Source organism: Streptomyces sp. NBC_01260 (assembly GCF_036226405.1).
In the GTDB taxonomy this organism is placed as follows: domain Bacteria; phylum Actinomycetota; class Actinomycetes; order Streptomycetales; family Streptomycetaceae; genus Streptomyces; species Streptomyces laculatispora.
Map to the genome: position 1 here is coordinate 545,679 of NZ_CP108464.1, position 25,661 is coordinate 571,339.

At 69.0% G+C, this 25,661-nt stretch carries 21 protein-coding genes and 1 pseudogene; 7 read left to right on the forward strand and 15 right to left on the reverse strand.

All coding sequences use genetic code 11. From position 1 onward, the window contains the following. The first annotated feature begins 602 nt into the window (after window positions 1–602). Window positions 603–2,702, forward strand: coding sequence for an elongation factor G (gene fusA / locus OG322_RS02450; protein ID WP_329305977.1), 2,100 nt, complete (start codon window positions 603–605; stop codon window positions 2,700–2,702). A gap of 65 nt (window positions 2,703–2,767) precedes the next feature. Here the strand turns inward: fusA and OG322_RS02455 are convergent, their stop codons facing one another. Further along, complete coding sequence (locus OG322_RS02455) at window positions 2,768–4,213, reverse strand: glyceraldehyde-3-phosphate dehydrogenase (protein ID WP_123464627.1); 1,446 nt, start codon at window positions 4,211–4,213, stop codon at window positions 2,768–2,770. A 183-nt stretch (window positions 4,214–4,396) separates the two neighbouring features. Between OG322_RS02455 and OG322_RS02460 the strand changes: the two genes are divergently transcribed. Further along, the gene (locus OG322_RS02460) at window positions 4,397–5,320 is read left to right on the forward strand and encodes an LLM class F420-dependent oxidoreductase (protein WP_329305978.1); all 924 of its coding nucleotides are present in this window, start codon (window positions 4,397–4,399) and stop codon (window positions 5,318–5,320) included. Window positions 5,321–5,464: 144 nt separating this feature from the next. Next, entirely contained in the window at window positions 5,465–6,208 is a 744-nt protein-coding gene (locus tag OG322_RS02465; RefSeq protein WP_329305979.1) for a GntR family transcriptional regulator, read from the forward strand. A gap of 58 nt (window positions 6,209–6,266) precedes the next feature. On the opposite strand, the gene OG322_RS02470 is transcribed toward OG322_RS02465, so the two are convergent. Both OG322_RS02470 and OG322_RS02475 read right to left on the reverse strand, forming a co-directional pair. Then, window positions 6,267–7,415 carry an RNA polymerase sigma factor gene (locus tag OG322_RS02470; protein WP_329307697.1) on the reverse strand — a complete coding sequence of 383 codons (1,149 nt, stop codon included), beginning with the start codon at window positions 7,413–7,415 and terminating at the stop codon, window positions 6,267–6,269. A gap of 8 nt (window positions 7,416–7,423) precedes the next feature. Beyond that, window positions 7,424–7,831 carry a YciI family protein gene (locus OG322_RS02475; protein WP_124286136.1) on the reverse strand — a complete coding sequence of 136 codons (408 nt, stop codon included), beginning with the start codon at window positions 7,829–7,831 and terminating at the stop codon, window positions 7,424–7,426. Between the two features lie 439 nt (window positions 7,832–8,270). Here OG322_RS02475 and OG322_RS02480 point away from each other — a divergent pair, with 439 nt between their 5' ends. Beyond that, window positions 8,271–9,680, forward strand: coding sequence for a DEAD/DEAH box helicase (locus tag OG322_RS02480; RefSeq protein WP_329305980.1), 1,410 nt, complete (start codon window positions 8,271–8,273; stop codon window positions 9,678–9,680). Between the two features lie 53 nt (window positions 9,681–9,733). Next, window positions 9,734–10,369, forward strand: a complete 636-nt coding sequence (locus OG322_RS02485) for a fumarylacetoacetate hydrolase family protein (RefSeq protein ID WP_329305981.1) — start codon at window positions 9,734–9,736, stop codon at window positions 10,367–10,369. A 540-nt stretch (window positions 10,370–10,909) separates the two neighbouring features. Here OG322_RS02485 and OG322_RS02490 read toward each other — a convergent pair. Next, window positions 10,910–11,245 (reverse strand): MerR family transcriptional regulator, encoded by a 336-nt coding sequence (locus OG322_RS02490; RefSeq protein WP_123464614.1) that lies wholly within the window; start codon window positions 11,243–11,245, stop codon window positions 10,910–10,912. A 2,029-nt stretch (window positions 11,246–13,274) separates the two neighbouring features. Here OG322_RS02490 and OG322_RS02495 point away from each other — a divergent pair. Next, window positions 13,275–13,883: a DJ-1/PfpI family protein gene (locus OG322_RS02495; RefSeq protein ID WP_123464608.1), complete on the forward strand. Its 609-nt coding sequence runs from the start codon at window positions 13,275–13,277 to the stop codon at window positions 13,881–13,883. Window positions 13,884–14,663: 780 nt separating this feature from the next. Here the strand turns inward: OG322_RS02495 and OG322_RS02500 are convergent. From OG322_RS02500 to OG322_RS02550, 11 genes and pseudogenes are all read right to left on the reverse strand, one after another. Continuing rightward, window positions 14,664–15,260 (reverse strand): cysteine hydrolase family protein, encoded by a 597-nt coding sequence (locus OG322_RS02500; protein ID WP_329305982.1) that lies wholly within the window; start codon window positions 15,258–15,260, stop codon window positions 14,664–14,666. 9 nt (window positions 15,261–15,269) lie between these two features. Next, on the reverse strand, window positions 15,270–15,830 hold the full coding sequence (locus OG322_RS02505; RefSeq protein ID WP_329305983.1) for an MFS transporter: 561 nt from the start codon (window positions 15,828–15,830) through the stop codon (window positions 15,270–15,272). Window positions 15,831–15,872: 42 nt separating this feature from the next. Next, window positions 15,873–16,508, reverse strand: coding sequence for a DNA-3-methyladenine glycosylase I (locus tag OG322_RS02510; protein WP_123464604.1), 636 nt, complete (start codon window positions 16,506–16,508; stop codon window positions 15,873–15,875). 4 nt (window positions 16,509–16,512) lie between these two features. Continuing rightward, window positions 16,513–17,184, reverse strand: coding sequence for an alpha-ketoglutarate-dependent dioxygenase AlkB family protein (locus OG322_RS02515; protein WP_123464602.1), 672 nt, complete (start codon window positions 17,182–17,184; stop codon window positions 16,513–16,515). Then, window positions 17,181–17,705 carry a hypothetical protein gene (locus tag OG322_RS02520; protein WP_206432429.1) on the reverse strand — a complete coding sequence of 175 codons (525 nt, stop codon included), beginning with the start codon at window positions 17,703–17,705 and terminating at the stop codon, window positions 17,181–17,183. The genes OG322_RS02515 and OG322_RS02520 overlap by 4 nt, the downstream gene beginning before the upstream one ends. Next, window positions 17,693–17,971: a metal-binding protein gene (locus tag OG322_RS02525; RefSeq protein ID WP_124285738.1), complete on the reverse strand. Its 279-nt coding sequence runs from the start codon at window positions 17,969–17,971 to the stop codon at window positions 17,693–17,695. The genes OG322_RS02520 and OG322_RS02525 overlap by 13 nt, the downstream gene beginning before the upstream one ends. Window positions 17,972–17,979: 8 nt before the next feature. Continuing rightward, entirely contained in the window at window positions 17,980–18,720 is a 741-nt protein-coding gene (locus OG322_RS02530; protein ID WP_124285737.1) for a 2OG-Fe(II) oxygenase, read from the reverse strand. Continuing rightward, window positions 18,717–19,334, reverse strand: coding sequence for a methylated-DNA--[protein]-cysteine S-methyltransferase (locus OG322_RS02535; RefSeq protein WP_329305984.1), 618 nt, complete (start codon window positions 19,332–19,334; stop codon window positions 18,717–18,719). Before OG322_RS02535 ends, OG322_RS02530 begins: the two co-directional genes overlap by 4 nt. Next, window positions 19,331–19,822, reverse strand: coding sequence for an RNA polymerase sigma factor (locus OG322_RS02540; protein ID WP_123466371.1), 492 nt, complete (start codon window positions 19,820–19,822; stop codon window positions 19,331–19,333). The genes OG322_RS02535 and OG322_RS02540 overlap by 4 nt, the downstream gene beginning before the upstream one ends. Window positions 19,823–19,870: 48 nt before the next feature. Next, the gene (locus OG322_RS02545; RefSeq protein ID WP_329305985.1) at window positions 19,871–20,365 is read right to left on the reverse strand and encodes a methylated-DNA--[protein]-cysteine S-methyltransferase; all 495 of its coding nucleotides are present in this window, start codon (window positions 20,363–20,365) and stop codon (window positions 19,871–19,873) included. Between the two features lie 1,617 nt (window positions 20,366–21,982). Then, window positions 21,983–23,202, reverse strand: a pseudogene (locus OG322_RS02550) (sugar-binding protein); the annotation flags it as partial. Window positions 23,203–24,011: 809 nt separating this feature from the next. Between OG322_RS02550 and OG322_RS02555 the strand changes: the two are divergent. Next, the gene (locus OG322_RS02555) at window positions 24,012–25,097 is read left to right on the forward strand and encodes a PP2C family protein-serine/threonine phosphatase (protein WP_241200310.1); all 1,086 of its coding nucleotides are present in this window, start codon (window positions 24,012–24,014) and stop codon (window positions 25,095–25,097) included. The last annotated feature ends 564 nt before the right edge of the window (window positions 25,098–25,661 follow it).

Consider the following 25,661-nt stretch of genomic DNA (forward strand, 5'->3'; position numbering starts at 1 on the left):
TGCGGCCCCGAGTAACACGGGGCCCGGCCGGAGCCCGGCCCCGGCCGCAAGACGCAGTACCGGCAACAGCGCCCGGACGACCCCCATGGACTCGCCTCCGTCTCTGTGTGAATGGCGTAGCGAACGTCATGGAGAACGTAGTAATGACAGCTGGGGACGCCTCTTGGTTCCCTTCGCCATGACACGGATCCGTTCCCGGACGGCTACGGCCGGGCGACGGCATCGGCCTCCCCGGGAAAACCGGTTCCCTCCCCCGTACCCGCTTCCCTAGACTCGCCACGAACTCGCGCGCCGCCATCACGTCATGGCGCGCACCGTGACCAGTGAGGGGAGACCTGCCGTGCGCTATCGCACCGCTGTCGTCGTTCCCCTGTCGCGGTACGAGGTGATCCTGGTGTCTACCTCCGCCCGGCGCCGGCTGCGCGGCCGGCCCCGGCCACCCGTGACGAACAGCTGAGCCCTGTCCGTTCATTGATGGACCGCCATCGCCGCGGCGCCCTGTACGGCGCACCGCTGCCAAGGGTTCCGCGGGCCTGGACACAGGCCTCCTCGTCCGGGGATCGCGCCGTCTTCTTCCGGATCACCCCGAAAGGCCACGGACCGTGCGTACCGAACTGCACCGTCATCTCACCAGCGCACTGACCGGCGTTCGCAACCTGGGCATCCTCGCCCATGTCGATGCCGGCAAGACCACCGTCACCGAACGGATCCTCTACGCCACCGGCACCACCCACAAGCGCGGCGAAGTCCACGACGGGACGACCATCACCGACTTCGACCCGCAGGAGCGCGACCGGGGCATCACCATCTTCGCCGCTGCGGTGAGTTGTACGTGGGCGGACCACCGGATCAATCTGATCGACACTCCGGGGCACGTCGACTTCGCCGACGAGGTCGAGCGTTCGCTGCGGGTGCTCGACGGTGCGATCGCGGTGTTCGACGCGGTCGCGGGCGTGGAGCCGCAGAGCGAGTCGGTGTGGCGCCAGGCCGACCGGCACGCCGTGCCGCGCATCGCGTTCGTCAACAAGCTCGACCGCGTCGGCGCCGACCTCGACGCGGTGGTCGCGTCGATCCGGGAGCGGCTGCACACGGTCCCGTTGGTGGTCCAGCTTCCGGTCGGGGACGAGGAGCGGTTCACCGGAGTGGTGGATCTGCTGCGCATGCGGGCACTGCTCTGGACCGACGGCTGTGACACGTACGAGGAGGGGGAGGTCCCCGAAGCGCTGCGGGAGGAAGCGCAACGGCGCCGACGGCTGCTGGAGGAGACGGTGGCGGAGCTCCACCCGGTCGCCCTGGAGGAGTTCTGCGCGCGGTCCACGCTCTGCGCGCGGACGCTGGCCGAGGCGTTGCGCGATCTGACCCGTACCGGTGAAGGGGTCGTCGTGCTGTGCGGTTCGGCCTACCGCAACCGCGGTATCGAGCCGCTGCTGGAGGCCGTCGTGGCCTATCTGCCCTCCCCGCTGGACGTGCCACCGGTGCGCGGCACACTCGGCGACGAAGTGCAGGAGCGGGCCGCCGATCCGGCGGCTCCGCTCGCCGCACTGGCCTTCAAGGTGACCGCGACTGCGACGGGCCGGCTGACCTATCTGCGGGTGTATTCGGGCACGCTCAGGAAGGGGGAGACGGTGCTGGACGCGGGCGCCCGGCGCAGCGAGCGTGTCGGCCGCATCCTGCGGGTCCAGGCGGACCGGCACGTCGATGTGGACGAGGCGGTGGCCGGGGACATCGTCGCGGTGATCGGTCTCAAGGCCGCCCGGGCCGGCGCCACTCTGTGCGCGCCGGGCGCCCCGTTGGTCCTCGAACCGCCCACCGTGGCGGATCCGGTCGTGTCGGTCGCGGTCGAGGCCGGCCGGAGCACCGACACGGAGCGGCTGATGTCCGCACTGGCGCGGCTGGCCGAGGAGGACCCGTCGCTGACGGTGCGGACGGACCCCGAGACGGGTCAGACGGTGCTCTCGGGCATGGGCGAACTCCATCTGGAGGTGGCGGCGGAGAAGATCCGCCGCGCCCACGGGCTGGAGGTCCGGGTCGGCCGGCCGCAGGTCGCCTTCCGGGAGACGGTCGTGCGCGGTGTGTCCGCTCTGGTGTACCGGCACGTCAAGCAGGACGGAGGGGCCGGGCAGTTCGCCCATGTCGTTCTCGACGTCGAGCCGTTGGAGTCCACCGACGGTCAAGGTGGTGCGGTCGGGGCGGAGTTCGTGTTCCGCTCGGCCGTCGTCGGCGGCCGGGTGCCGCAGGAGTACGTCCGGGCGGTGGCGGCCGGCTGCCGGGACGCCCTGGTCGAGGGTCCCGTCGGCGGGCATCCGGTGACCGGGGTGCGGGTGACGCTGACCGACGGCGCCACCCATCCCAAGGACTCCTCGGAGATGGCGTTCCGCACCGCCGGGCGGTTCGCGCTCCGGGAGGCGCTGCGCGCCTGCGCGATGGTGCTGCTGGAACCGGTGGCCGAGGTCACGGTCACCGTGCCCGACGACGCCGTCGGCGGGGTGCTCGGTGACCTGGCCGCACGGCGTGGCCAGGTGTCCGGTTCCACCGCGCGGCCCGGTACGGCGGTGATCACGGCGACCGTGCCGCTGGCCGAACTGTTCGGCTACGCGACCCGGCTGCGCAGCCGGACCCAGGGCCGGGGGACGTTCACCACCCGGGCCACGGGCTATGCCCCGGCACCGAACGCGGTGTCGGGCCCGGCACCGGCCCGGTAGTCCTCGGTACCGGTCCCGTGTGCGGGCAGCCTCCGGGCTGCCCGCACACGGGGTGGGACGGCGGGTCAGAGCACGGGGACGGGGAAGGTCGGGTACTCCACCCCGGAGACGTGCTGGACGACCCGGACGACCTGGCAGGAGTAGCCGAACTCGTTGTCGTACCAGAGGTAGAGGATCGCGTTGTCGCCGTCGACCTGGGTGGGGCCGGCGTCGACGATGGAGGCGTGGCGCGAGCCGATGAAGTCGCTGGAGACCGCGTCCGGGGCTGTGGTGAAGTCGATCTGGCGCTTGAGCGGCGACGTGAGCGACACCTCGCGGAGGTGGTCGAGGACCTCGGTGCGGGTGGTCTCGCGCCCGAGCTTCAGGCTGAGGATCGCGATCGAGACGTCCGGTACCGGTACCCGGATCGAGCTGCCGGTGATCGTCGCGTCGAGGTCGGGCAGCGCCTTGGCCACGGCGGACGCCGCACCGGTCTCGGTGATGACCATGTTGAGCGGCGCCGAGCGGCCGCGGCGGTCGGAGCTGTGGTAGTTGTCCAGCAGGTTCTGGTCGTTGGTGAACGAGTGGATCGTCTCCACGTGACCGCGCAGGACGCCGTACTCGTCCGCCATCGCCTTCAGCGGCGGGACGATCGCGTTGGTGGTGCAGGAGGCACAGGAGATGATCTGCTCGTCCGGCTTGATCATGTCGTGGTTGACGCCATGGACGACATTGGGGACGTCGCCCTTGCCCGGCGCGGTGAGCACGACCTTGGCGACGCCGGGGCGCAGGTGCTGCGACAGGCCCTCGCGGTCGCGCCACCGGCCGGTGTTGTCGATGAGGACGGCGTCCTTGATCCCGTATGCCGTGTAGTCCACCGTCGTCGGGTCGTCGGAGTAGATCACCTTGATCTCGTTGCCGTTGGCGATGATCTTGTTGTTCGCCTCGTCGACGGTGATCGTGCCCTGGAACTGACCGTGGATCGAGTCGCGGCGCAGCAGTGAGGCGCGCTTGACGATGTCCTGGCCCGCAGCCTTGCGGACGACGATGGCACGCAGCCGCAGGCCGTTGCCGGAGCCCGCCTTCTCGATGAGCAGCCGGGCGAGGAGGCGGCCGATGCGGCCGAATCCGTAGAGGACGACATCGCGCGGCTCGCGGCACTCGATCTTGTCGGCCCCCGTGGCCCCGGCGACGGCCCCGGCGGTGAACTCCGCCATGGACAGACCGCGGTCGTCGGTCCGGTACATCGCGGCGAGCATCCCGATGTCGATCTGGGAAGGGCCGAGATCAAGGGTGGTGAGAGCCTTCAGGAACGGCAGCGTCTCGGTGACCGAGAGTTCCTCACCGGCGATCTGCCGGGCGAACCGGTGGGTCTTGAGGATGCTGACCACCGACTTGTTCACCAGGGAGCGGCTGTGCAGCAGGACGGTGACGTCCCGCTCCCGGTGCAGCTTCCCGATGATCGGGATCATCGACTCCGCGATCTCCTCGCGGTTCTTCCAGTTGGTGAACGAGTCGTCATTGACAGTCACAGGTTTATCTTTCGAGCTAGGAGGCGCTCATATGGTAACCCGCTGCTGTTTTGATCATTCAAACGGTGTCGCCCCGGGGCCACGCCCCGGCCGCAGACGGCCTCAGCCGCGTACATACGGCAGACATGAACTCGTCACACACAAGGTGGAATGCTCGCCCAACTCACCTGGTTCTGACATGACATGACTGTTGGAGTAGCAATCAGCCCGACCGGCGCCGACAACCAGATCGACGCCACCGTGCGCCTCGCCCAGGAGGCCGCGGCCGCGGGACTGCGGTCCACCTGGTTCGGGCAGACCTTCGGGGCGGACTCTCCCCAGCTCGCTGCGATCGTCGGGCGGGAAGTGCCGGGCATCGACGTGGGCACGTCCGCGATCCCCGTCTTCGGCCGCCACCCACTGCTCGTCTCCAGCCAGGCCCAGACCGCGCAGGCGGCCACGCACGGCCGCTACCACCTCGGACTCGCGCTCGGCACCAAGCTGCTGACCGAGGCGGGCTTCGGCATCCCCTTCGAGCGGCCCATCGCCCGGCTGCGGGAGTTCCTCACCGCTCTGAGGCAGCTCACCGAGACCGGCAGCGCCGACTTCCACGGCGAGCTCCTCACCGCGACCACACCGGTCCCCGCGCGTGTGCCCGGAGCGGAGGCGGGCGTGCCGCTGCTCGTCGCCGCGATGGGCCCGCAGGCGCTGCGCGTGAGCGGCGAGCTGGCCGACGGGATCCTGCCCTATCTCGCCGGGCCCCGGGCCCTGGCCGAGCACATCGTCCCGGCGGTCACCGCGGCCGCGCGGAACGCGGGCCGTCCCGTGCCCCGGATCGTGGCGCTCGTGCACGGCGTGGTCACCAGTGATCCCGACGCCGCACGCGAGACGGCCACCGGACAACTCGCGTTCTACGAACAGATCCCCTCCTACGCACGGGTCGTGGAACTGTCCGGCGGCCGGCGCGCCGCCGATGTGGCCGTGATCGGCGACGAGCGGACGGTCGCCGCCGAGGTGCAGCGATACCGGGACGCCGGGGCAACGGAGGTGGTGTTCTCGGGGACGGACCTGGCCGGGGACGCCGACCGGCGCCGGACCTGGGAGCTCCTGGGGGAGCTGGCCGGCTGACGGCACCAGCGGGGCGGGGCCGTGGTGCGACCGGCGTCGAAGCGGCACTGGAACCGATACATTGTTATGACATATACACGTACAGAGCTTGAGTCGAATGTGCTGCATACTGACTCCCTGGCACAACGTCTTGAGGAGCCCGACATGGAGTCGATCACCAGGCTGATCACCATCGACCGGAGCAGCCCGGTGCCGCTGTACTTTCAGGTCGCACAGCAGCTTCAACAACTCATCGAGTCCGGCACGTTGGCACCGGGAACGCGGCTGGAGAACGAGATCGCCCTGGCGGACCAGTTCGGGCTCTCCCGCCCCACCATGCGCCAGGCCATGCAGCATCTGGTGGACAAGGGGCTGCTCGCACGCAAGCGGGGAGTGGGCACCCAGGTCGTCAACAACCGGGTACGCAGGCAGATCGAGCTGACCAGCCTGTTCGAGGACCTCAAACGCGACGGACGGCGGCCGCGCACCGCGTTGCTGTCCATGCAGACCGTGCCCGCCTCCGCCGAGGTCGCGGCCGCCCTCAAGCTCGAACCCGGCACGGACACCCTGGCCCTGCGCAGGCTGCGTTACGCGGACGACGAGCCCATAGCGGTCATGGAGAACCATCTGCCGACGGGCCTCCTGGGGCTGACCGAGGAGGAGCTCACCGGGCACGGCCTCTACGAATTGCTCAGGCGGGCCGGAGTCTCCCTGCGGACCGCCGACCAGACCATCGGGGCGCGCCGGGCCACCGCGGCGGAGTCCCGGCTGCTGAACGAGTCCCGGGGCGGCACCCTGCTCACCATGGAGCGCACGGTCCTCGGCGACGCGGGGCGCCCGGTGGAGTTCGGCTCACACCTGTACCGGGCGTCCCGGTACTCGTTCGAGATGACGCTGACCGCGCGCTGATCCGCGCAGCCGGGCGGCCCGCCGGGCATCGGGGGCCGCCCTCGCCCGGCCACTCGCGTCAACGGCTGGAGCGGCGGGCGTTGAGCCGGGCGGCCTGGCGCGTCAGGTGGTCGCGCTCGGCGAGGTCGGGTGCCTTCCGCGCCGCCTCGGCGTACAGCCGTGCCGCCCTCACATGGTCGCCGTCGCGCTCGTGGAGGTACGCGGCCACCGCGGCGTACCGGGGCAGCGAGTCGTCCAGCGCTGCGAGCGCCGCCAGGCCTGCCCCCGGTCCGTCGGCCTGGCCGACGGCCACCGCACGGTTGAGCCGGACGACCGGGCTGTCGGTCAGGCGCGCGAGCTCGTCGTACCACTCGACGATCTGCACCCAGTCGGTCTCCTCGGCGGTGGGCGCGTCGGCGTGGAGTGCCGCGACGGCGGCCTGGGCCTGGAACTCGCCCAACCGGTCACGGGCGAGGGCTGCCTGCAGGATCTCGACACCCTCGGCGATCAACTCGGTGTCCCACCGGCCGCGGTCCTGCACGGCGAGCGGCACCAGACCGCCGCCCGGCGCGACCCGGGCGGCACGCCGGGCATGGTGGAGCAGCATGAGGGCGAGCAGCCCCGCCACCTCGGGGTGGTCGATCGCGGCCGCGAGCTGCCGGGTGAGCCGGATGGCCTCGGCAGCGAGGTCGACGTCACCGGAATAGCCCTCGTTGAAGACCAGGTAGAGGACGCGCAGCACGGTGGCGACATCACCGGGCCGGTCGAACCGCACGCCGGAGACAGTGCGCTTGGCCCGGCTGATGCGCTGCGCCATGGTCGCCTCGGGCACCAGGTAGGCCTGGGCGATCTGGCGGGTGGTCAGCCCCCCGACGGCGCGCAGCGTGAGCGCGACAGCGGACGACGGCGTCAGCGACGGATGCGCGCACAGGAAGTAGAGCTGGAGCGTGTCGTCCACCGCGGACGCGGGTCCGGGCACGGGCTCCTCGTCGACGAGGTCCTCGCGCCGGCGGCGGGCGGTGTCCGCCCGGGCCGCGTCGAGGAACCGGCGCCAGGCCACGGTGACCAGCCAGCCCTTCGGGTCCCGGGGCCGGTCGCCCGGCCAGACGCGGACGGCCTCGGCCAGCGCGTCCTGCACGGCGTCCTCGGCCGCCGCGAAGTCGGCTCCGCGGCGGACGAGGATCCCGAGCACGCTCGGTGTGAGGCTCCGGAGCAGGACCTCGTTCACCTGGGAGGTCACTCCGTGATGGTGTGCGACGCGGTCAGGAACGGGCGCAGCTCCAGCCACTCGTGGATCGGCTTCCCGCCCGCCCCGGGGGCGGCCGACAGCTCCCCGGCCAGCTCGACGGCGCGCTCGTAGCTGTCGACGTCGATCACCATCCAGCCGGCGATGAGGTCCTTGGTCTCGGCGAACGGCCCGTCGGTGACCGGCGGGCGGCCCTCGCCGTCGTACTGGACGAACGTCCCCCCGGGTGCGAGCGCCTGGCTGTCGACGAACTCGCCGGTCCGCTCCAGCCGGTCCGCGAAGTCGTTCATGTACTGCACGTGGGCCGAGATCTCCTCCGGCGTCCACCGGTCCATCGGCACGTCGTTGACCGGGGCCGGGGCGCCGCGGTAGTGCTTGAGAAGCAGGTACTTGGCCATGGTGTTCTCCTCGGCGCTGGTGCGAACCATTCTGGTCGCGTTCACTGCAGGGACGGAGCCGGTCACGGGTTCTCGACATGGCCGGCCGAGTTTTTTCTGGCTCTCATGGAGAGATCACCAGCGACCAGCCACCTGAATCATGAGGAGGCCCGGCTCGAAGCCCTCCCACCTCGCCCGGATGACAGGATTTGAACCGCGCCCCCTGGCAGCCAGGAGCGCGGGCTGTCCAGACTATCTGGACAAATGGCAGATTCTGCGGGCCCGGGGAGAACGGGGAACCCGCTCGGCGATCGGCAGACCGCCCGCGGCGGTTCCGTCCGGCGCGAGGCCTCGGGGCCCACTGGTAAAATGGGGCGACGCTTGCGGCATCGCCGGGGCCCGTGCCGAGGGGTACGGGCCTCTGCGCGTTACGGAGGCCCCACCCTGAGGAAGGTTCCCCATGAACGCGAAGCCGCCCGTCTCCGAGCACTCCGGTGCCCGCAGGAACCAGCGGGCCGAATCCGCGCGGGACGCGCTCGGCACGTCCACGGCGGCGGATACGGGGCTGCCGCCTGCCGGGACATTCGCCGAGCTGGGACTGCCCGACGAACTGCTGACGGCGATGGCCGATCTCCAGGTCACCGAGCCCTTCCCGATTCAGGCGGCGACGCTGCCCGATGCGCTGGCCGGCCGGGACGTGCTGGGGCGGGCGCAGACCGGGTCGGGCAAGACCCTGGCCTTCGGGCTGGCCCTGCTCGTCCGGACCGCCGGGCGGCGCGCGGAGGCGAAGCGGCCGCTGGCGCTGGTGCTCGTCCCGACACGGGAGCTCGCCCAGCAGGTGGGCGATGCGCTCGCGCCGTACGCGCGGGTGCTGGGGCTGCGGATGACGGCGGTGGTCGGCGGGCTGTCGATGGGACCGCAGGCGGCCGCGCTGAAGGCCGGCACCGAGGTGCTCATCGCGACCCCGGGGCGGCTCAGCGATTTGATCGCGCGTCGGCACTGCCATCTGGACCGGGTGGGGATCACCGTGCTCGACGAGGCGGACCAGATGTGCGACATGGGCTTCCTGCCGCAGGTCGCGGAGATCCTGGACCAGGTCCGCCCCGACGGCCAGCGGCTGCTCTTCTCGGCCACGCTCGACCGGAACGTCGACCAGTTGGTGGAGCGCTACCTCGACGAACCGGTGCTCGCCTCGGTGGACCGGGCCCGGGCCGCGGTGACCACGATGGAGCACCACGTCCTGAACGTCCACGCCGCCGACAAGTACGCGGCGGCGACCGAGATCGCCGCCCGCGAGGGGCGGGTGCTGATGTTCCTGGACACCAAGGCGGCGGTGGACGCCTTCACCCGCCACCTGAAGAGCAGCGGAATCCTGGCGGCCGCCCTGCACAGCGGGAAGTCGCAGCCGCAGCGCACGCACACGCTGGACCAGTTCAAGCGCGGCGACATCACCGTCCTCGTGGCCACGAACGTGGCGGCCCGCGGCATCCACATCGACGCGCTCGACCTGGTGGTGAACGTGGACGCGCCCGCGGACCCGAAGGACTACCTGCACCGGAGCGGCCGCACGGCGCGGGCCGGCAATGCGGGCAAGGCCGTCACACTCGTCACCCCGGGCCAGCGGCGGGACGTGAACAAGATGATGTCCGAGGCCGGGGTCCGGCCGACAGTCACTCAGGTACGGTCCGGCGAGGCCGAGTTGACACGGATCACAGGCGCGCAGCGGCCACCGGCGGCCAAGCCCGTACAGACCGGCAAGCGGCCCTTCCGGGGCATGGGGACCCAGGCCCCGAAGGAGAACCGCCGCGCCGCCCAGGCCCGCCAGGCCGCGGAGGCCCGCAAGGCGGCCCAGGTACGCAAGAGCCGATGAGGGCCGCGGCCTCCGGAGGCGGAGGCGGCAGGCGGTCGGCCGAGCTGGAGACCGTGGTCCCCCATCCGTCGAAGGTGCTGTGCGCCGGCCTCAACTACACGAGCCACATCCAGGAGATGGGCAGAGACCTTCCGTCGTACCCCACCCTATTCGCGAAGTTCGCCGACACCTTGACCGGCCCCACCGACTTCGTGGCGGCCGTGCCAGAGGATCCCGAGATGGACTGGGAGGGCGAACTGGGCGTCGTCATCGGACGGACCGCGTACAAGGTGAGCGAGGACGAAGCGGGGGACTGCATAGCAGGCTTCACGGTCGCCAACGACATCTCGATGCGGGGTTGGCAGTACCGCACGACGGAGTGGCTGCAGGGCAAGATCTGGGCGCGCTCGACCCCGGTGGGACCGTTTCTTGTCACGCCGGATGAATTCGATCCCGCAACTGCGTTCCTGCGCACCACGGTCAACGGCGCGCCCGTCCAGGAACACGGGATCGCGGATCTCCTGTTCACCCCCGCTCACCTGGTCGCGTATGTTTCCACCATCCTGCCGCTCCACCCCGGCGACCTGATTCTCACCGGAACGCCCGGCGGAGTGGGTCGGGCTCGCACACCTCGTGTGTATCTGACGGCTGGAGACGTGGTCGCGGTGACAATCGACGGAATCGGTGGCTTGACCACGCCGATCGTCTGAATGCCGTGTGGCTTGTCCGCGACCGCGGGCGAGCCACTTCACGTCCTCTTGTCAGGTGTTGGGGCAGCCGGGCCGAAGACCTCCGGTGTGGTGCGTTCCCGGCCAGTGGCTCGTCTCAGTTTCCTGGGGCGGTAATTGATCCTGCGCCCGTTGCGCGGCAGGCTGTTTCCTCAGCCTGATCGTGGAGGTGGTTGCGGGGCGTCGTCCGGGAGGGCCGGGTGGTCTGCGTGGACGAGTTCGGTCCACTGAACCTGATGCCCGGCAAGGGCAAGGCATGGCGGCCGCGGAAATTCCCGCGCCGGCTCGGGCCACCTGGCCCCTGGCCAGGTCTCCTGCCGTCCACCCGGTCTACGCCTGCCGCGACGTGCGGCAGGCGTAGGCGATGGCCCTCGTTCCTGCGGCACGGCGCAGGCGAATTTCCGAACCATGCAGCAAGCCCGGGCAGTGCGTTGCCGCACACCCTGCACCATGGAAGGCGCCCCTGCGTCACACCCCGGCATGCAGGTGCGGGGGTCCTCCGTACCCGGCGGGCTTGCTGCCTCAGGCCACGGTCGGTCCCGCCGCTTCGGCGGCGCACCGGTATTCGGCGTGGATGCGCTGGGCTTCTTCGAGCTGGTCTTCGAGGATGACGATGCGGCAGGCGGCCTCGATGGGGGTGCCTTGGTCGACGAGTTCGCGGGCGCGGGCGGCGATGCGCAGCTGGTAACGGGAGTAGCGGCGGTGGCCGCCCTCGGAGCGCAGCGGGGTGATCAGGCGGGCTTCGCCGATGGCGCGGAGGAAGCCCTGCGTGGTGCCGAGCATCTCGGCCGCCCGGCCCATGGTGTAGGCGGGGTAGTCGTCGTCATCGAGACGTCCGAACGAGTCGTCTGCTGTCACTTGCACCTCTCTGGAACGCGTGGAGGGGCCCTGGTGCCACATGGCACCAGGGCCCCGAAGGAACTGCTACACCATCTGCCGACCCTATTACTGCGTCGGCCTCCTGTTTCCGCTGACCCGACCGAGATGCGGTCGGGGATACGGGGATCGCGGTTGCTTGACCGGAGACCACCTCACTATCGATGTCCTGCGGTACCCGGGCCCAGTGATTACCGCCCGGGCGATCCTGATGGCGCTCAAGTCCTCCGTTCTTTCCCTCGGATCTTGCTGAACTGGAACTGCGTACTGCTGGTACTGCCTACCTCTGATACTGCGAACTGCTGGTGACCCTGAACAGCGCCACTCTTCGGCAGCCAGCCCCGTCGCCCCTCCTGCATCTGCTCTGGCTTGGAACCCCACTGCCGAACTTCCCGATACGCGCGCCCGCAGCCGACGCCTTTACCGAGGTGCTACTGACAAAACGCACTGCTATTCCTGCGAACTGCACTTGCTGTACCGCTCACGGCGTCCCCTGATCACTGCGGGCCACCCGGTCCGGTCGTCAGCCCCGTCGCCTTCCTGCAACCGCTCTGGCTTCGGGACTCCACCACCGCACCGCCATGCAAACTACCTGTACTACTGCCCGGCAGTTCGTCTCTGCCGGGCCTCGCTCGATCTCGGCTACGAGAGAAACCATAACCACACCGCCACCCAATGTCTACTCTGGCCGACACAGATTTTCAGGGGTCAGGATGAGAGATGGTCAGCCGTAGCCGGAGCAGAGGTGCGCGACATCCCCATTTCAACCGGGGCACCCCGTCCGAGCAGCACCGATACGCAGAGTCGATGCCGCGAAGACCACAGCTTCCCGGCGGCGACAGGCCGAGGAACACCTGCAGAAGGCGGCCGGGCAGATCGCTCATGAGGACATCGCCCAGCAGCGCGGCCCACGATGACACTGCCGCCTAAGGGCGTGCCGGTAGACAACTTGCTGTCGAACACCCTGCTTGAGCAGCGGTGTCAAGGGCTACAACACGCAAGTTAATGCTCTGCACGCCCTTAGCTGGCCGTCCGTGACTCCATTCACGGCTTCACCGCTCACAACGCCGACGAGGTGGCCATCGGCTGCCGACTGGATCGAACAGGTGCTGGAACGCAGCAGGGCGTGGCTGCACGGCACTCGCCGGCCCGCCTGGCTCCAACCACGCCAGGCAGCGGAGGTCGCTTGGTCCCAACTCCTCATCCGGCTGCGGGCCGCCGCGGAACCGTTCTCGGCCGACGCATGGATGCTTCACCAGTGGCTGCTGGCTGGCCCCCTGCACAGCGTCGCCCATGTGCCGCTACTGGTGGTTTTGGGGGTGAGGTCGAGGATGAGGAGCTGCCCGAAGGGGGCGTTGTTGGTGTACTCGGCTTCCTGAGTCCGAGGACAAGTCGGTCAGCGGCCGCGCCGCGGGGACGGTGGCCGGCTAAGGGCTGTCCCGCATCACCGGCGCGTGGGTCTGGAGGGTACGACCTTCGGATCCCCGGTGCCCGAGCCATTCGGCGATGCCCGTGACAGGCACACGCCTGGCAGGTGGGCGGGTGGAGTCGCAAATCCGGCACCCGCAGAGGAGTCACACATACTCGGACCGCACGGCGCTCCGACCGCATCGTGCGGGCCAGCGCGTTCGATCGCCGTCACCCGCTGACGTCGGTCAAGGACGCCGGTCCCCACCTGGGACAGTTGGGAGTCGGTGAGCCTGCGTATGGTGCAGCCACCACACTTGCTGCACCGGTCGAAGTCGGTGCGGGCGGAGACAGGTCCTGAACACTGACCGGAGTTACGCCGCCAACTTCCCTGCGAGGACGAGCACGATTGGGCTCGGGGACGTGCCGGCCTGGCGGTTCGGCTCGGGCGTTCAGCAAGCGGTTGGCCGTGGACGAGGTCGGTGCTGAAAGCATGGAACTGCCAGAGCGGGCGCAGGCACGCCATTGGCCGCCGATTGGCCCTTACCCGGGCTCGGCGCACCTGAGAGGCTGGATGCCCGGACGCCATACTCAGGGAGTTGTGATGCAGGTAGCCGTGGTCACCTTCGACGGGTTCAACGAGCTCGACAGTTTCATCGCCTCAGCGCTGATCAACCGGTGCCGCAAAGACGGTCTGGAAGCCTTCATCACGACACCTATGCCCGTGGTCACGTCGATGAACGGAGTCGAGGTGACCGGGCAGCGTCCGATGGAGTTCGTCACCGAGGCCGATGTCGTGCTGATCGGCAGCGGGGTGAAGACGCGCGACGTGGTCGCCGATGACCGGATGCTCGCCATGCTGCCGCTCGACCCTGCGCGGCAGCTGATCGGTTCGCAGTGCTCCGGCGCGCTGGTGCTCGCACGGCTCGGGTTGCTGGGCAGAATGCCGGCCTGCACGGATATGACGAGCCGGCCATATGTCGAGGCTTGCGACGTCACTGTGCTGGACGCGCCGTTCTACGCCGAGGGGAACATCGCCACGGCGGGCGGCTGCCTGGCCTCGCAGTACCTTGCCGCGTGGGTGATCACCCGGATGCTCGGGGAGGATGCCGCGCGCGCTGCTATCGGCTACGCGGCTCCGGTCGGCGAAGTCCAGGAGACTGTCGAGCGCGTGATGGGTACCGTCCACGCAGGCGAGGTCTCACTGCGCTGACACCCGCGATCAGCTCTCTGGGGCACTGGCGGTTACCGCGACGAGAGCGATCGCGCGTTGAGGTTGCGGCTGTCGCAGGGCCGCGCGATCAAGACCACCTGTCCCTGCAGGACATTGCCGAACGGGACGGGACCGCCTTCGCCGCTGTCCACCTGGCTCTCCCGAAGAACGGCACCCAGCTCCGTCCCGCCGGGTCCTACCCAGGCCGTCCGAGAAGAAGACGACTGCGGCGACCCTGCCGACCAGCCCGTGGCCATCTGTCCTTCATGCGGCCACGTACCTGAGGCGCAGCTCGATCAGTGTTGCCCGGCATGCCGCCGGATCCCCCGCGTTCGCGCCCACTCCCGCCGTGCGACGCGGGCCAAGACAGGCGTACCGGGCACGTGGGGTGCGGATAGGTGATTCGGTGGTGATTATGTTCGACGCGCGGCCCGAGTGGACGACGACGCCCGGATTCCTCCGCCTCTACGTCGAGACGCCGGTGCGGTGCATCGGCAGGCCGTGGCGGCCGACGGAACGTCCGTCACGGAGGTGACCCACCTGTTCTTCGGTGACCGGGTCGGCCGGGTGCGCGACCCGCTGGGCACTCTCTACTGGATCCAGAGCCGCGTGGAGGATGTGACACTTCAGGAGATGGGACGCCGCCTCGATGACCCGGAGTTCACGAAGTCGATGGAGTACGTCCAGACGCCGACTTCCTCCCAGGCCGAGCCTCCCGCTGGGACTGAGCAGCCGCCTCAGCGGCCCACCGCAGACAAGGGCGCGGAATCGGGGCGGCGGTCAGGCGGCCTGGAGCAGTGCGTGCAGCCCTGCGGTGTCGATGACGTGGGCGCGGGTGGGGAACACCTTGTCGAGCAGGACGCGGTGGACCTCGGGGTCACGGTCTGCGACTCCGTCCGACAGGACGTAGACGCTGTAGTCGCGGTCGGCGACGTCCATGAGCGTGGACAGGACGACGCCGCTGGTGCTGATTCCGGTCAGGATCAGGGTGTGAATGCCGCGGTCGGCGAGCTGTTCGTGCAGGTCTCTTGTCGAGGTGGCGCCGTAGCGAATCTTGCGGACGACGATGTCCTCGTCCCTCGGGGCGATTGCCTCGTGGATCTGTGTGGTGGCGTCCTCGTGATGCATTGCCTTCGCCGCCGCCACGGCGCTGAAGGACATGTTGCGGTCGGGTACGGCTTCCCAGTCGTCGAGGGTGAAGGCCACGCGGACGTGGCCGATGGTGCCGCCGACGGCGCGGACGGCCGTGATCGCGTCCTGTACGCGGGCGAGGAGGGCCTCGGGTTCGGGGGCGAGCGGGACGATGGCGTTCTGGAAGTCCATGGCCGGCAGCGCGGTCCGTGCGGGGGTGATCGTGGGGATGGCGGGCGTCGCCATGCGGGCGGCTCATAGACGCCGAGCAGGGTGAGCGCCTGGCGCAGGTACGTGCGGGCCAGGGCGCCGTTGGAGGCCAGTCCGTGCAGGTCGAAGAACGGCGCCGTGCGGCTCAGCTCCCACCGGGCGGTGAAGGTCGCAGCCACGAGGAAGACGACGAGGGCGGGCCACGTGATGCGGGGCAGGGACATCAGGAAGACGACCAGGGCGATCACGGTGGCCGGGATGTTGATGAGGAAGGCCCAGCGCCATCCGGCCGCGCCGACGAGAAGGCCGCCGATGGGGGGGGCCGATCGCGGCGGTGGCCGTGCCGGCGATGGCGAGCCCGCCGAGCACTCCACCGGGCGGCTGGTCCAGCCCGGCCTGTTGGGCACGGCGCCGGATCATGACCATGGCGCAGGGGAACGCGGCCGATGTGCCGAGCCCGATCAGGACCCGCGCGACGGTGAGCACCGCCAGGTTCTGTCCCAGGCTGCCGAGTACTCCGCCGAGCAGCACGAACACGATGCCAGCGAGGAAGACGCGCCGGGCGCCGAGGACCTCGGCGAGTTTTCCGGCCGTCGGCTGGGCCACGGCACTGGCGAGGTAGAGGGTTCGGGAGCAGGTGGAGGAGGGTCACGATGTCCAGATTCCGGAGCTGCCACGCCGGTGCGAGCCCAGCAGGTGGGTATCGACGATGCCGATCGCCTCCATGAGCGCATACATGGTGGTCGGGCCGACGAAGGCGAAGCCGCATCGGCGCAATTCCTTCGACAACGCGATGGACTCGGCGGACTTCGTGGGGATCTCGGCAAACGTCCGGGGGCGTGGGGTGCTTGCGGGTTGGAAGGACCACACCAGCCCGGCCAGCCCCATCTCCTCACGCAGCCTGATGGTGGCGCGGGCATTGGTAATGGTCGCCTGGACCTTCTGCCGGTTGCGCACGATGCCGGCGTCGGCCATCAGCCGCTCGACGTCGGTCTCGGTGTATGCCGCGATCACGTCCGGGTCGAAGTGGTCGAACGCCGCCCGGAACGCGGGTCTTTTGCGCAGGATCGTCGCCCAGGACAGACCTGCTTGAAAGCCTTCGAGGCTGACGCGCTCGTAGACGCCGCGTTCGTCCTTGACCGGCATGCCCCACTCGGTGTCGTAGTAGTCACGCAACAGGGGGGCGACGGCTGCCCATGCGGGCCGGGCGAGTCCGTCGTCCCCGACGACGACGCCGGGGTCGGGAGCGAGGCCGGCGGTGGTGGTGCTGGGTTGCTGTGTCATGCGGTCACCCGTCGAGCCCGGTCATGCGCATCGTGATGTTGATCCGGCCGCGGCTGATGCCGCATCCCTCCGGGGCGGTGTCCTGGTGCACCTTGGTGACACCGTGGTAGGCGAGGCGGGCGGGTCCGCCGAAGACGAAGAGGTCACCGGAAGCCAGCAGCAGGTCCGTATAGGGCTTTCCGCGGCTTTCGGTGTTACCGAAGCGGAACGTGCAGGTGTCGCCGATGGACAGCGACACGACCGGGGCCCGGGATTCCTCGTCCTTGTCCTGGTGCATTCCCAGGCGGGCCTTCGCGTCGTAGTAGTTCAACAGCGCGGTGTCGGGCATGTACGAGCCGATCGTGGCCGTGTCGTGCCCGGTGGCCTGAAGGGCGTAGCGTCCCAGACGGATCATCCAGTCGGGGAACGGAAGGACACGGGCGCCGTTCACGTCGGTGGCCTTTCTCGTGTACTGGTACGGCTGCCAGTGCCAGCCCAGGCATACGGTGCGCACGGACATCTGGTGTCCGCGGACCGTTGCTGCGCGCAGGGGGACGGGGCCTCTCGCCCACTCGTGGAACCGGTCCGCGATCCGCTCCTGCTGTTCCAGAGTCAGCCAGTTCGGGACGTGGGTGGCGCCCGGGGTGATCTCTCCCGCGTCGCGCTCAGGGAGCTGCGGAGTGAACAGCGCTGTCATCGCCTGTCCTCCGTGTGGATGGGGTGCATGAGTGAGTCGTCCGCGACGAGCCAGGAAGCGCCGTCTGCGGTTGCGCCGGCCAGGCCGTCCAGGTTGGGCAGTCCGACGAGGGCGAGCGTGCGCGGGTCGCCGATTGCGGCAGTCGCGAGGGTGCGGGCAGGGCTCCAGGGAGTCGACCACAACAGCCGCCGGGTCATCTGCGCCCAGCCGGTTGCCGGCCCGACCATCACCCAGAGGTCGGGGTTGGCGACGGCGAACCGTGACGCGTGGCGCAGCCAGGAGGCTCCGGTCTCGGGCCATGTGATCGTGTCGAGGGTTGCGCCTCCTGCGCGGTCCCAGGCCGATTCGATCAGGCGTGAGGTCTCGCGTGCGCGTGGGGTGCGGCCGGAGCCGATCACGATGGTGCGGGCTCGACGGTCGCGAGCCAGTTGGACGATGGCCGCGACCTCGGCGTCCGTGGCCGTCAGGTCTGCGTCGTAGCTCGCCGGCCTCTTCAACAGGGGGCTGGTCAGGGGGTCCATGGTCGGCCGTTCTCTCGGGCGGTCTTCCACCGCTGATAGCGGTCCTTGCAGCAGGTGCCGCAGGGGCGGATTCCGGCGGCGACCGCCGTGGCCTCGTCGGCGAGGAAGACCCGGTGCCTCACGTAGCCGCCGTGCGCGATGGCGCTCAGTGCTGCGGGGCGGTCGAGCCGTCCGTAGATCTTCGAGCTGCGGTGGCCGCCCCACTCGTCTTTGGTCTCAGACCGGTAGGGGCGGCCGTTGGCCCCAAGGAGGATGCATGTCTTCATGGCGTCGTTCACGCGGCGTCGTGGAAGACGAGGGCGAGGGTGTGACGTTCGCCGGACCGGATGGCGGACACACCGTGGCGAACCGGCGCGGCGGACCATCCGCGGGCGGACCTGACGGGCCGGTCGCGGGTGGTGAACAGGTATCCGTGGCCGTGCGGCAGCAGCGTGGACGTGCCCCGGGACTGGGCGCGTGGGCGCTGTTCCAGGAGCAGGAACTCGCCGCCCGTGTGATCCACATCGGGCACGTTGAGGTTGATCACGACCTGCAGCGGGAACACGAGGTCGCCGTACAGGTCGCGGTGCAGAGCGTTCCAGTCCTTCTCCCTGTAGCGGAGCAGGATCGCCGTGGACTTCGTCTGGCCGGCGTCGTGGCAGATCTGCAGCCACTCGTCGAACGAGTCCGGCCACGGCGCGGGCCGGCCGAGCTTGGTCCACCAGTCGCGGGCGATGGGCAGCAGCCTCGGGTACAGCGCCTGCTTGAGCCGTTCGACCGGTTCTGGGTACGGCGCGTTGAAGTACCGGTACTGGCCCTCACCGAAGCGGTGTCGGTCCATGTCGACGGTGCTGCGGAACAGGCCGTCCTGCTCGTACAGCTCCCTGATCTCCACGGTCTCCTCCGGGGCCAGCAGCTGCGGAAGGAGTGCGCCGCCGTATTCGTTGACCTCCGCGGTGATCGTGTTCCAGTCGCCGGCTTCGACGCGCCGGTGCCACCGGTCCGTCTTCTTCCTGATGGTCTTCGTGGTGCTCATGCTGCGGCCTCCAGGTCCAGCAGCGTGGTCTTGGCCTCGATTCCGCCGACGTAGCCTCCGAGCGTGCCGTCGGTGCGCAGCACGCGGTGGCACGGGACGACGATCGGCAGCGGGTTGGTGGCACAGGCGGTGCCTACCGCTCGGACGGCCTTGGGGTTGCCGACGAGCTCGGCCATGTCCCGGTAGCTGCGGGTCTGGCCGTACTCGATCTCGGGCAGATGTGTCTGCACGAGGCGCCGGAAGCCGCGTGACAAGGACAGGTCCAGCGTCAGGTCGAAGACCCGGCGGCGCCTGGCGAAGTACTCGTCGATCTCGTGAGCCGCCGCGTCCAGTAGCTTCGGGGCGCGCAGGATCCGCGGGCTGATCCTCTGGCCGAGGACTTCGAGTACCCGGTCGTGGTCCTCGGCCGCGAACGCCACGCGGACCAGCCCCTTCGGGGTGGCGGCGAGCAACAGCTTGCCCACGGGCGAGTCGATGGTCGTGTAAGCGACATCGACGAGATCGGCCTGCTCTGCGGCCTGCTCCAGACGGCGGTGCAGCCGGCTGAGGGTGTCAGTGTCCACGGGCGTCGACAGCAGGACGGCCATGTCATCATCGTTGCGCATGTCGCTCATGACGATTCTCCTTTCTTGATCGCGCCCGGATAGGTGTTTCTGAGATTCTTGAGCCCGTCCGCGGCGGCTCTTCGGGCCGCGTCGACGGTGCCGCCGAGGATCTCCGCGATCTCGGCGTATGCCAGCCCCGCCACATACCGGTAGGCGATGGCCTGACGCTGTTTGTTCGGGAGCTCTTTCACCGCGGCCCACAGGCCGGCGTCCTCGGAGTCCGGGATGCCCTGCGCTGCCGGTCCTTCCGGTACCTCGTCGACGGGCAGGGGGCTCCTCTTCGCGGCACGCAGCACGTCGATCGCCTTGCGGTGCGCGATCGTCACGAGCCATGCCTCCACGTTCGCCGTCTCCGGCAGATCGGGATAGGCGCGCATGGCGGAGAGGAAAGTCTCCGACCACGCGTCGTCCGCATCGTGCGGGCCGAGGACGACCCGGCAGACGCGCAGCACGGTTGCGCCGTGCTGCGCGACCACACTCTCGAACGGTTGTTTCATGTCCATCCCATTGAAGACGTACGTGCGTGGCAAACGTGAGGTTCCCGGTCAGAACAACCGTCCGGCATCACCCGCGAGCGGCTCCTCAAGCTCCAGCAGCGCCTGCTTGCGCCTCAGCCCGCCGGCGTACCCGGTCAGGGCCCCGTTGGAACCGACGACGCGATGACACGGCACGAAGATGCACAGCGGATTCGCACCCACGGCCTGTCCGACCTTCTGCGCGAGACCGCGGCCACCGACCTGATCGGCGATACGGCCGTAGGTGACCGTGCCACCGCACTGAATGCTCTTCACAATGTCCCAGACAGCGCGCTGGAAAGAGTCGCCCTCGGCCTCAAGTGGAAGATCGAACTGCCTACGCCGCCCCGCCAGGTAATCGCCCAGCTGGCAGGCCGCTTCTCTCAGCAACGCGTCCGTCGAGTCGCTGATCTCGGGTCCGAACGTCTCCTGCGGGGGCCGACGGACGTGGTGCCTGAAGTAAAGGCCGGCGATCGCCTCGCCCTTGGCGACGATCGTGATCGGCCCAAGGTACGTCTCGATCACGACATGTCGAGTACTCATCTGCGCCTCCCCTCTCCTGACCGGTAGACGCGTGCCACCCGCAGAACGTGAGATCTCGCTTTGGAGCGGCCGCAGACCGCCGTGCCGGAGCATGTGGCGCAGGCGTTCCAGGCAGGTTCACGTGCATCTGCGCACGGGACCACGCCCGCAGTCGCCGCAGCGTACGCGTGTCGGGGGCGGGGCCGCAGAGACTTCAGGGTGCACAGCGTGCGGTGCCGCGTATGCCGTGCAGGTGCGCGGACACCGCCTGGTCCCCAACTGGTCCCCACGGGGGATGTCCGTGACTGGCGCATCCAGGGGCCGCTGCCGGGTCAAGAGGCCGGATCGCCAGAGCCCGTCACGGCGTGGGACCTCTCGGTTTTGCGACTGAGTTCGCGGATGGTGCCCTGCCATTGCCAGGAATCGCTGCCGCACCACCGTTGCTCGTCAACCGGCTGCCAGACCGCCAGTTCCGCCAGGCGGGTGACCACCGTGGAGATGTCGGTGTCCGGGGTTCCGCTCGTGCCGCAGAGTGGCCGTTTGATGCCGTGCAAGCGGTGCGCCGCACGGTAGTAGGACAGTTGGGAGTCGGTGAGCCCGCGTATGGCGCGGCCACCACACTTGCTGCACCAGTCGAAGTCGGTGCGGGCGGAGACAGGTCCTGAACACTGACCGGAGTTACGCCGCCAACTTCCTTACCCCTCCCATGAACGAACCCACTTGCCACAGCGACTTCGTGTCGCACCATCTCGGAAGTGCCTTGTCGATTGTGCGTGCTGGAAGCGTGAAGAACTCCCGACATCACAGGCCACAAAGCACTTCATTGTTTCCGGAAGAAGTATCCACAGACATCAAGCCGGTGGATCCGGGCTCAGACCACCCCCACCACACCAACTTATGCACACCGAAATCACAAGGCAGACACACTGGTCACGAGGAGGAAGGATACGAGAGCAGAGAAGGCGGACAGCATCGCGCTTTCTGCCGCTCCGGGCGATCTTCCCAGCAGCCTCGTGAGAGCAATGAACACCAGCAAAGGCCAGGATGTGTAGGCCACAACCCACATCACGCGAAATTCGGAACCGGCCAAGCCGCCGAGAAGCGATCCGATCAAACCGCCACCTACTACCATGCTCGCCGGGAACCATCGGATCTCAAGCGGCTTGCGGGTGCGTCCCTGAGGGGAACCCTTTCGTAGCATACGCTCGCGAACCACTGCCGCGAGTTGCAGAATGGCTGCCAGGAGCCAGGGCAATATGTAGACATACGTGTGCGATCGCATTTCAATCCGTTCTTGGATACGTCTGCTGTACCGCCTGCGAGAGTCTTCGCTGGTGCGGCCCCCCATTGCAGCTGTTCCCGGCCGGAGGCAAGTACGGGCCCCGGCCGGGAACAGCGTTGATCACGCTGGGTCACTGGTGAGTTACCGAGATTTTCCCGTAGAAATAGATCGAGATCATGACGCCGCGATTCGGGAAGGACGAGAGAACCCGTTGGATGTTACTCGACAGCCAAATGACGATGCCGGCGAGGATTCCTACTACGGCTGACAGGACGGGGCCGCCCGCCAGGCCGAGCAGGACTGAGGCGGCACCCCACGCCGTGGCCCCTGCGATAAAGCGTGGTCGCCGCAAGGTCGCCGGAGGCCCCGACGACGTTACGGCTCAGCGCCCCCGTGGCGGTGTCCTCCACGATCCAGCGGGTTGTCGCCGTCGCCGGCAAGAGTGGTTGAGCTTGGACGCGGTCTGCGTCCACGTCGAGCGGCTGCCCGTCTCCACCTTCCACGAGCGGAACCGCAGGGCCGCGTCAAGCTGCCAGGTCTGGCGCTTTCCGTCGGAGATCTGCTGGTACGCCAGGTCGTTGGCGTAGTAGCCCACGGTGCTGCCCGGCAGGGCAGTCGTACGGCTGAACGCGTCGTAGGTGTATCCGGAGTTCACCAGCCGATCGCCGCTGTCGTACGTGGAGTTGGTGGCGGCGCCTCCAGTTGTGGGGCAGTCGGTGCCGGGCGTGGCCGTGGCCAGGGACTTGCGGTTGCTGCGTGCGTCGAAGGCGTAACTGCGGCGCGTGCAGACCGTCTCGGTGGTGTCCTCGACCATGGTGAGGCGGCCCGTGGCGTCGTAGCCGTAGTTCTGGTCGGACCAGCCGGCACGGCTGGTGACCTGGCTGTGGACGGACTCGGTCACGGTGTCCGAGTAGACGATGGTGCCGTCACTGTCACGGGTGGTACGTACGGTCGGCGGCGGAGCCCGTGGGGTCGTTCGTCTGCTTGACCGTGTAGCCGCCGGGCAGCTTCTCGGTCACCACGGCTCCGGCCGCGTCATAGGTGGCCTGGAAGGTGCCCGCGATCGAGTCGGCTGCCTTGGTGGCCGGACCGCGCGGCTCGATGGCCGTGTCGTAGGTGTACGTGACCGTCGAAGGCACCGTGTCCGTCGAATTGACCGGCCGGTCGAGCAGGCCGTGCCCGTCGCGCCGGGCAGGAGCTGCTTGGCGGTACGGCCTTGGTCGTCGTACTCCGTGGTCTCGGTGATCGCCAGACCGCCGGGGTCCTTGATCGTCTTGGTCGGCAGGCCCTTGACCCAGTCGTAGACGGGCTGATCGACCCGGTTCTCGCCCTGGACGGAGGGGTGTTCGCGCACCTGGGCGCCGACGGTGACCTTGGTGATCTGGTCCATGACCGTGGCGGTGCCGTCCGTGGGCCGGCCCGCGTCGTACTCGTTGACCGTCCACGTTCGGGCCGCGACCGAGGCGCCCGCCGAGGCCAGCGTGGTGGTGCCCGGCTCGGTGGCCCACAGGCGGATGGACTTGACCCGGCCCACCGCATCACCGAACTCGGTGTCCGTGGCGGTGGTGGTCAGCGGGTACAGGTACTCCAGGACCCGGCAGCCCTTGGTGGCCGGATCTGCGGTGCACGCGGCAGCCGTCGCGGCCGACGTGGGCGAGATGCCCTCGACCCGATCCCGCCCGAGAGGTTGAGCATCCCCCGTCCAGTCTTCGGCAAGTGGCATTGATCGATCCGAATTCGACGCCGTCTTCGCCGCCGAGCCCGGCACCCGCAGGTACTCCGGGTGCCGGGCTCGGTGGCGAGGCCGTGACGCAGCAGGACGGTGATGTCGAGCCGGGCCAGCTCGTCGTCCGTACGGTCCGGCGGGTTCGATGACGGTCTTGTCCGCCATGCCCTTCGCTCCCGTGCTCGCGTTCTCCCCGGCCGACCCGTGGCATCGGCGTGCCGGCACCCACGACACGAAGAGACTGCCCGAGGGGCGCGCGTGCCTCTGATCAGCGGTCTGCCAATGCCCGCACCAGTGACATCACTTTTCGATCATCTCGGACTTGACGAAGGGCATAGAGGCCACCGCGCGAAGGACCTGACATGCCATTGGCTGGAGCAATGGTCGGCCTGAAGCGTTGCAGGGAAGCAGGATGGACGTCTTGCCCACATCATGTGCCAGGAGTCGCGCGTGTACAGCCTGTTTGAGTGCAGCCGCCAGGACAACGTCCGCATGCAGGCCCCCACGGCGGCTTCGTCCTCCGACTGGGCAGCGTCCGCGCTCGCGCCGCTCGCTCTGCGACGGAGTGAGCAGTGAGGTGGCCGGGCAACCCTGGGGCGGCGAGTGGCTGGGCAGCGCCGCCCGGCGGTGGGGGCCCGCAGGTGCCGCCCGCGCCCACGTGGATGCGGTGGCTGCCCGCCTTCTATGTCGCGGGCATCCTGGTGCTCGAACCCGTTACGCCCGTGCAGTGGCCGGTGAGCTTCCTGCTCATCGCCCTCCCCGTGATCACAGCCTTCGCCCACGGCCCCGCTGCCGTCGCCGGCGTCACCGTGTTCGCGATCGCCTTCGAAGGAGTCCTGGCCGGCACCCCTTGCTGCGCGGGCCGCCCGGTGAGCTACGTGTGGGAGCGCCACTACGTGGCCACCTACCTGAGCACCGCTGTGGTCGGCGTCCTCGGAGCATTCCTGGCTGCCCACCGCGCGCGCCGGGAACGTACCCTCGCCAACGTGCGCTTCGTGGCCGAGGTCGCGCAGCATGTCCTGCTGAGCCCGGTCCCGCACCGCATCGGCCCACTTCTGGTTGAAGCCCTCTACCTGTCCGCCGCCGCCGAAGCACGCATCGGCGGTGACCTGTACGAGGCCCTCCCCACCACGCACGGACTCCGCATTGTCATCGGCGACGTCCGCGGCAAGGGACTCCCCGCCGTAGAGACGGCCGCCACCCTCCTCGGCGTCTTCCGCGAGGCCGCCCACGACGAACCCGACCTCGCCGCCGTTGCCCGCCGGGCGGAGACGAGCATGAATCGCAGAGCCGCCCGCCTGGCCGGAAACGACGTGGGCGAGCGCTTTGTCACCGCTGTCTTCGCGGAGATCCCCCGCCGTCACGTGGTCCGCATCGTCAACTGCGGCCACCCCCCACCCCTCCTCATCCGCTCCGACGGGGTCACCGAACTGGAGACGGCCGACCCCGCACCGCCCCTCAACCTGGGCATGCACCTCACGGATGCCTACAGGATCGATGAGTACCCCTTCGGTCCCGGCGACCAGTTGCTGCTCTACACCGACGGCGTCACCGAAGCACGCGACCGCACCGGGGCCTTCTACCCCCTCCGCCGACGTGTCGCCTCCTGGGGCCCTCTCCAGCCCCGGGAACTGCTCGACCGCCTCCACCACGATCTCCTCATCTACAGCAACAATCACCTCCACGACGACACCGCGGCCCTCGCCATCTACCACCTGCCCGAATAGAAGTGCCCTGAAGATCTTGAAATCGCGCCCGCCTTGCATCGGTCCATACCAGCGGGCTTTCCGGTGATCCGGCCCGAATCTGACAGCGAGAGCGAGATCATCAGCGGTCCCCGCAGCCTCCCGATCCCGCAGATGACGCACCGTTGGGGCACTCGCTGCACGCCAAGGGGCAAGGTGATCCGGGCGGGTCAGGACGGCACGACCTGGTAGCAGGGTCCGGCCTGCTGCGGCTACGCCTGCCGACGGGCCGGGGCACGGCGAGAACAGCACGGAGCCGCTGGACCCGCATGTCCTCGGACAGAACGGTTCCGCGCTCCCCGGAGAGGGATGGGCGACCCACCGGTTCGCATACTCAAATGACCCAGACATATGGGATGTGACACAAGCATCCTGATGCTCAGTCACCTGGCCGGACGGGCAGAGATGGGTGACGAGCGTGGATGAGCGAATCGACCGGTACGTCGTGAGGAGTCGAATCCGCTGCCTGTCCCAGGACGTACCCCCACAGGGACCGGAACGCACGTGACCGGTATTCACCTGCGCGATGCCAGCGGCGCCGCCGCG

What these genes read in the sequence shown, in the direction of transcription:
- OG322_RS02495 (WP_123464608.1), top strand. Translation starts at nt 13,275, where the DNA reads ATGCAGGTAGCCGTGGTCACCTTCGACGGGTTCAACGAGCTCGACAGT.
- OG322_RS02480 (WP_329305980.1), top strand. Translation starts at nt 8,271, where the DNA reads ATGAACGCGAAGCCGCCCGTCTCCGAGCACTCCGGTGCCCGCAGGAAC.
- OG322_RS02540 (WP_123466371.1), bottom strand. Translation starts at nt 19,822, where the DNA reads ATGAAACAACCGTTCGAGAGTGTGGTCGCGCAGCACGGCGCAACCGTG.
- OG322_RS02520 (WP_206432429.1), bottom strand. Translation starts at nt 17,705, where the DNA reads ATGGACCCCCTGACCAGCCCCCTGTTGAAGAGGCCGGCGAGCTACGAC.
- OG322_RS02525 (WP_124285738.1), bottom strand. Translation starts at nt 17,971, where the DNA reads ATGAAGACATGCATCCTCCTTGGGGCCAACGGCCGCCCCTACCGGTCT.
- OG322_RS02475 (WP_124286136.1), bottom strand. Translation starts at nt 7,831, where the DNA reads ATGGCCAAGTACCTGCTTCTCAAGCACTACCGCGGCGCCCCGGCCCCG.
- OG322_RS02515 (WP_123464602.1), bottom strand. Translation starts at nt 17,184, where the DNA reads ATGACAGCGCTGTTCACTCCGCAGCTCCCTGAGCGCGACGCGGGAGAG.
- OG322_RS02530 (WP_124285737.1), bottom strand. Translation starts at nt 18,720, where the DNA reads ATGAGCACCACGAAGACCATCAGGAAGAAGACGGACCGGTGGCACCGG.
- OG322_RS02465 (WP_329305979.1), top strand. Translation starts at nt 5,465, where the DNA reads ATGGAGTCGATCACCAGGCTGATCACCATCGACCGGAGCAGCCCGGTG.
- OG322_RS02460 (WP_329305978.1), top strand. Translation starts at nt 4,397, where the DNA reads ATGACTGTTGGAGTAGCAATCAGCCCGACCGGCGCCGACAACCAGATC.
- OG322_RS02500 (WP_329305982.1), bottom strand. Translation starts at nt 15,260, where the DNA reads ATGGCGACGCCCGCCATCCCCACGATCACCCCCGCACGGACCGCGCTG.
- OG322_RS02510 (WP_123464604.1), bottom strand. Translation starts at nt 16,508, where the DNA reads ATGACACAGCAACCCAGCACCACCACCGCCGGCCTCGCTCCCGACCCC.
- OG322_RS02535 (WP_329305984.1), bottom strand. Translation starts at nt 19,334, where the DNA reads ATGAGCGACATGCGCAACGATGATGACATGGCCGTCCTGCTGTCGACG.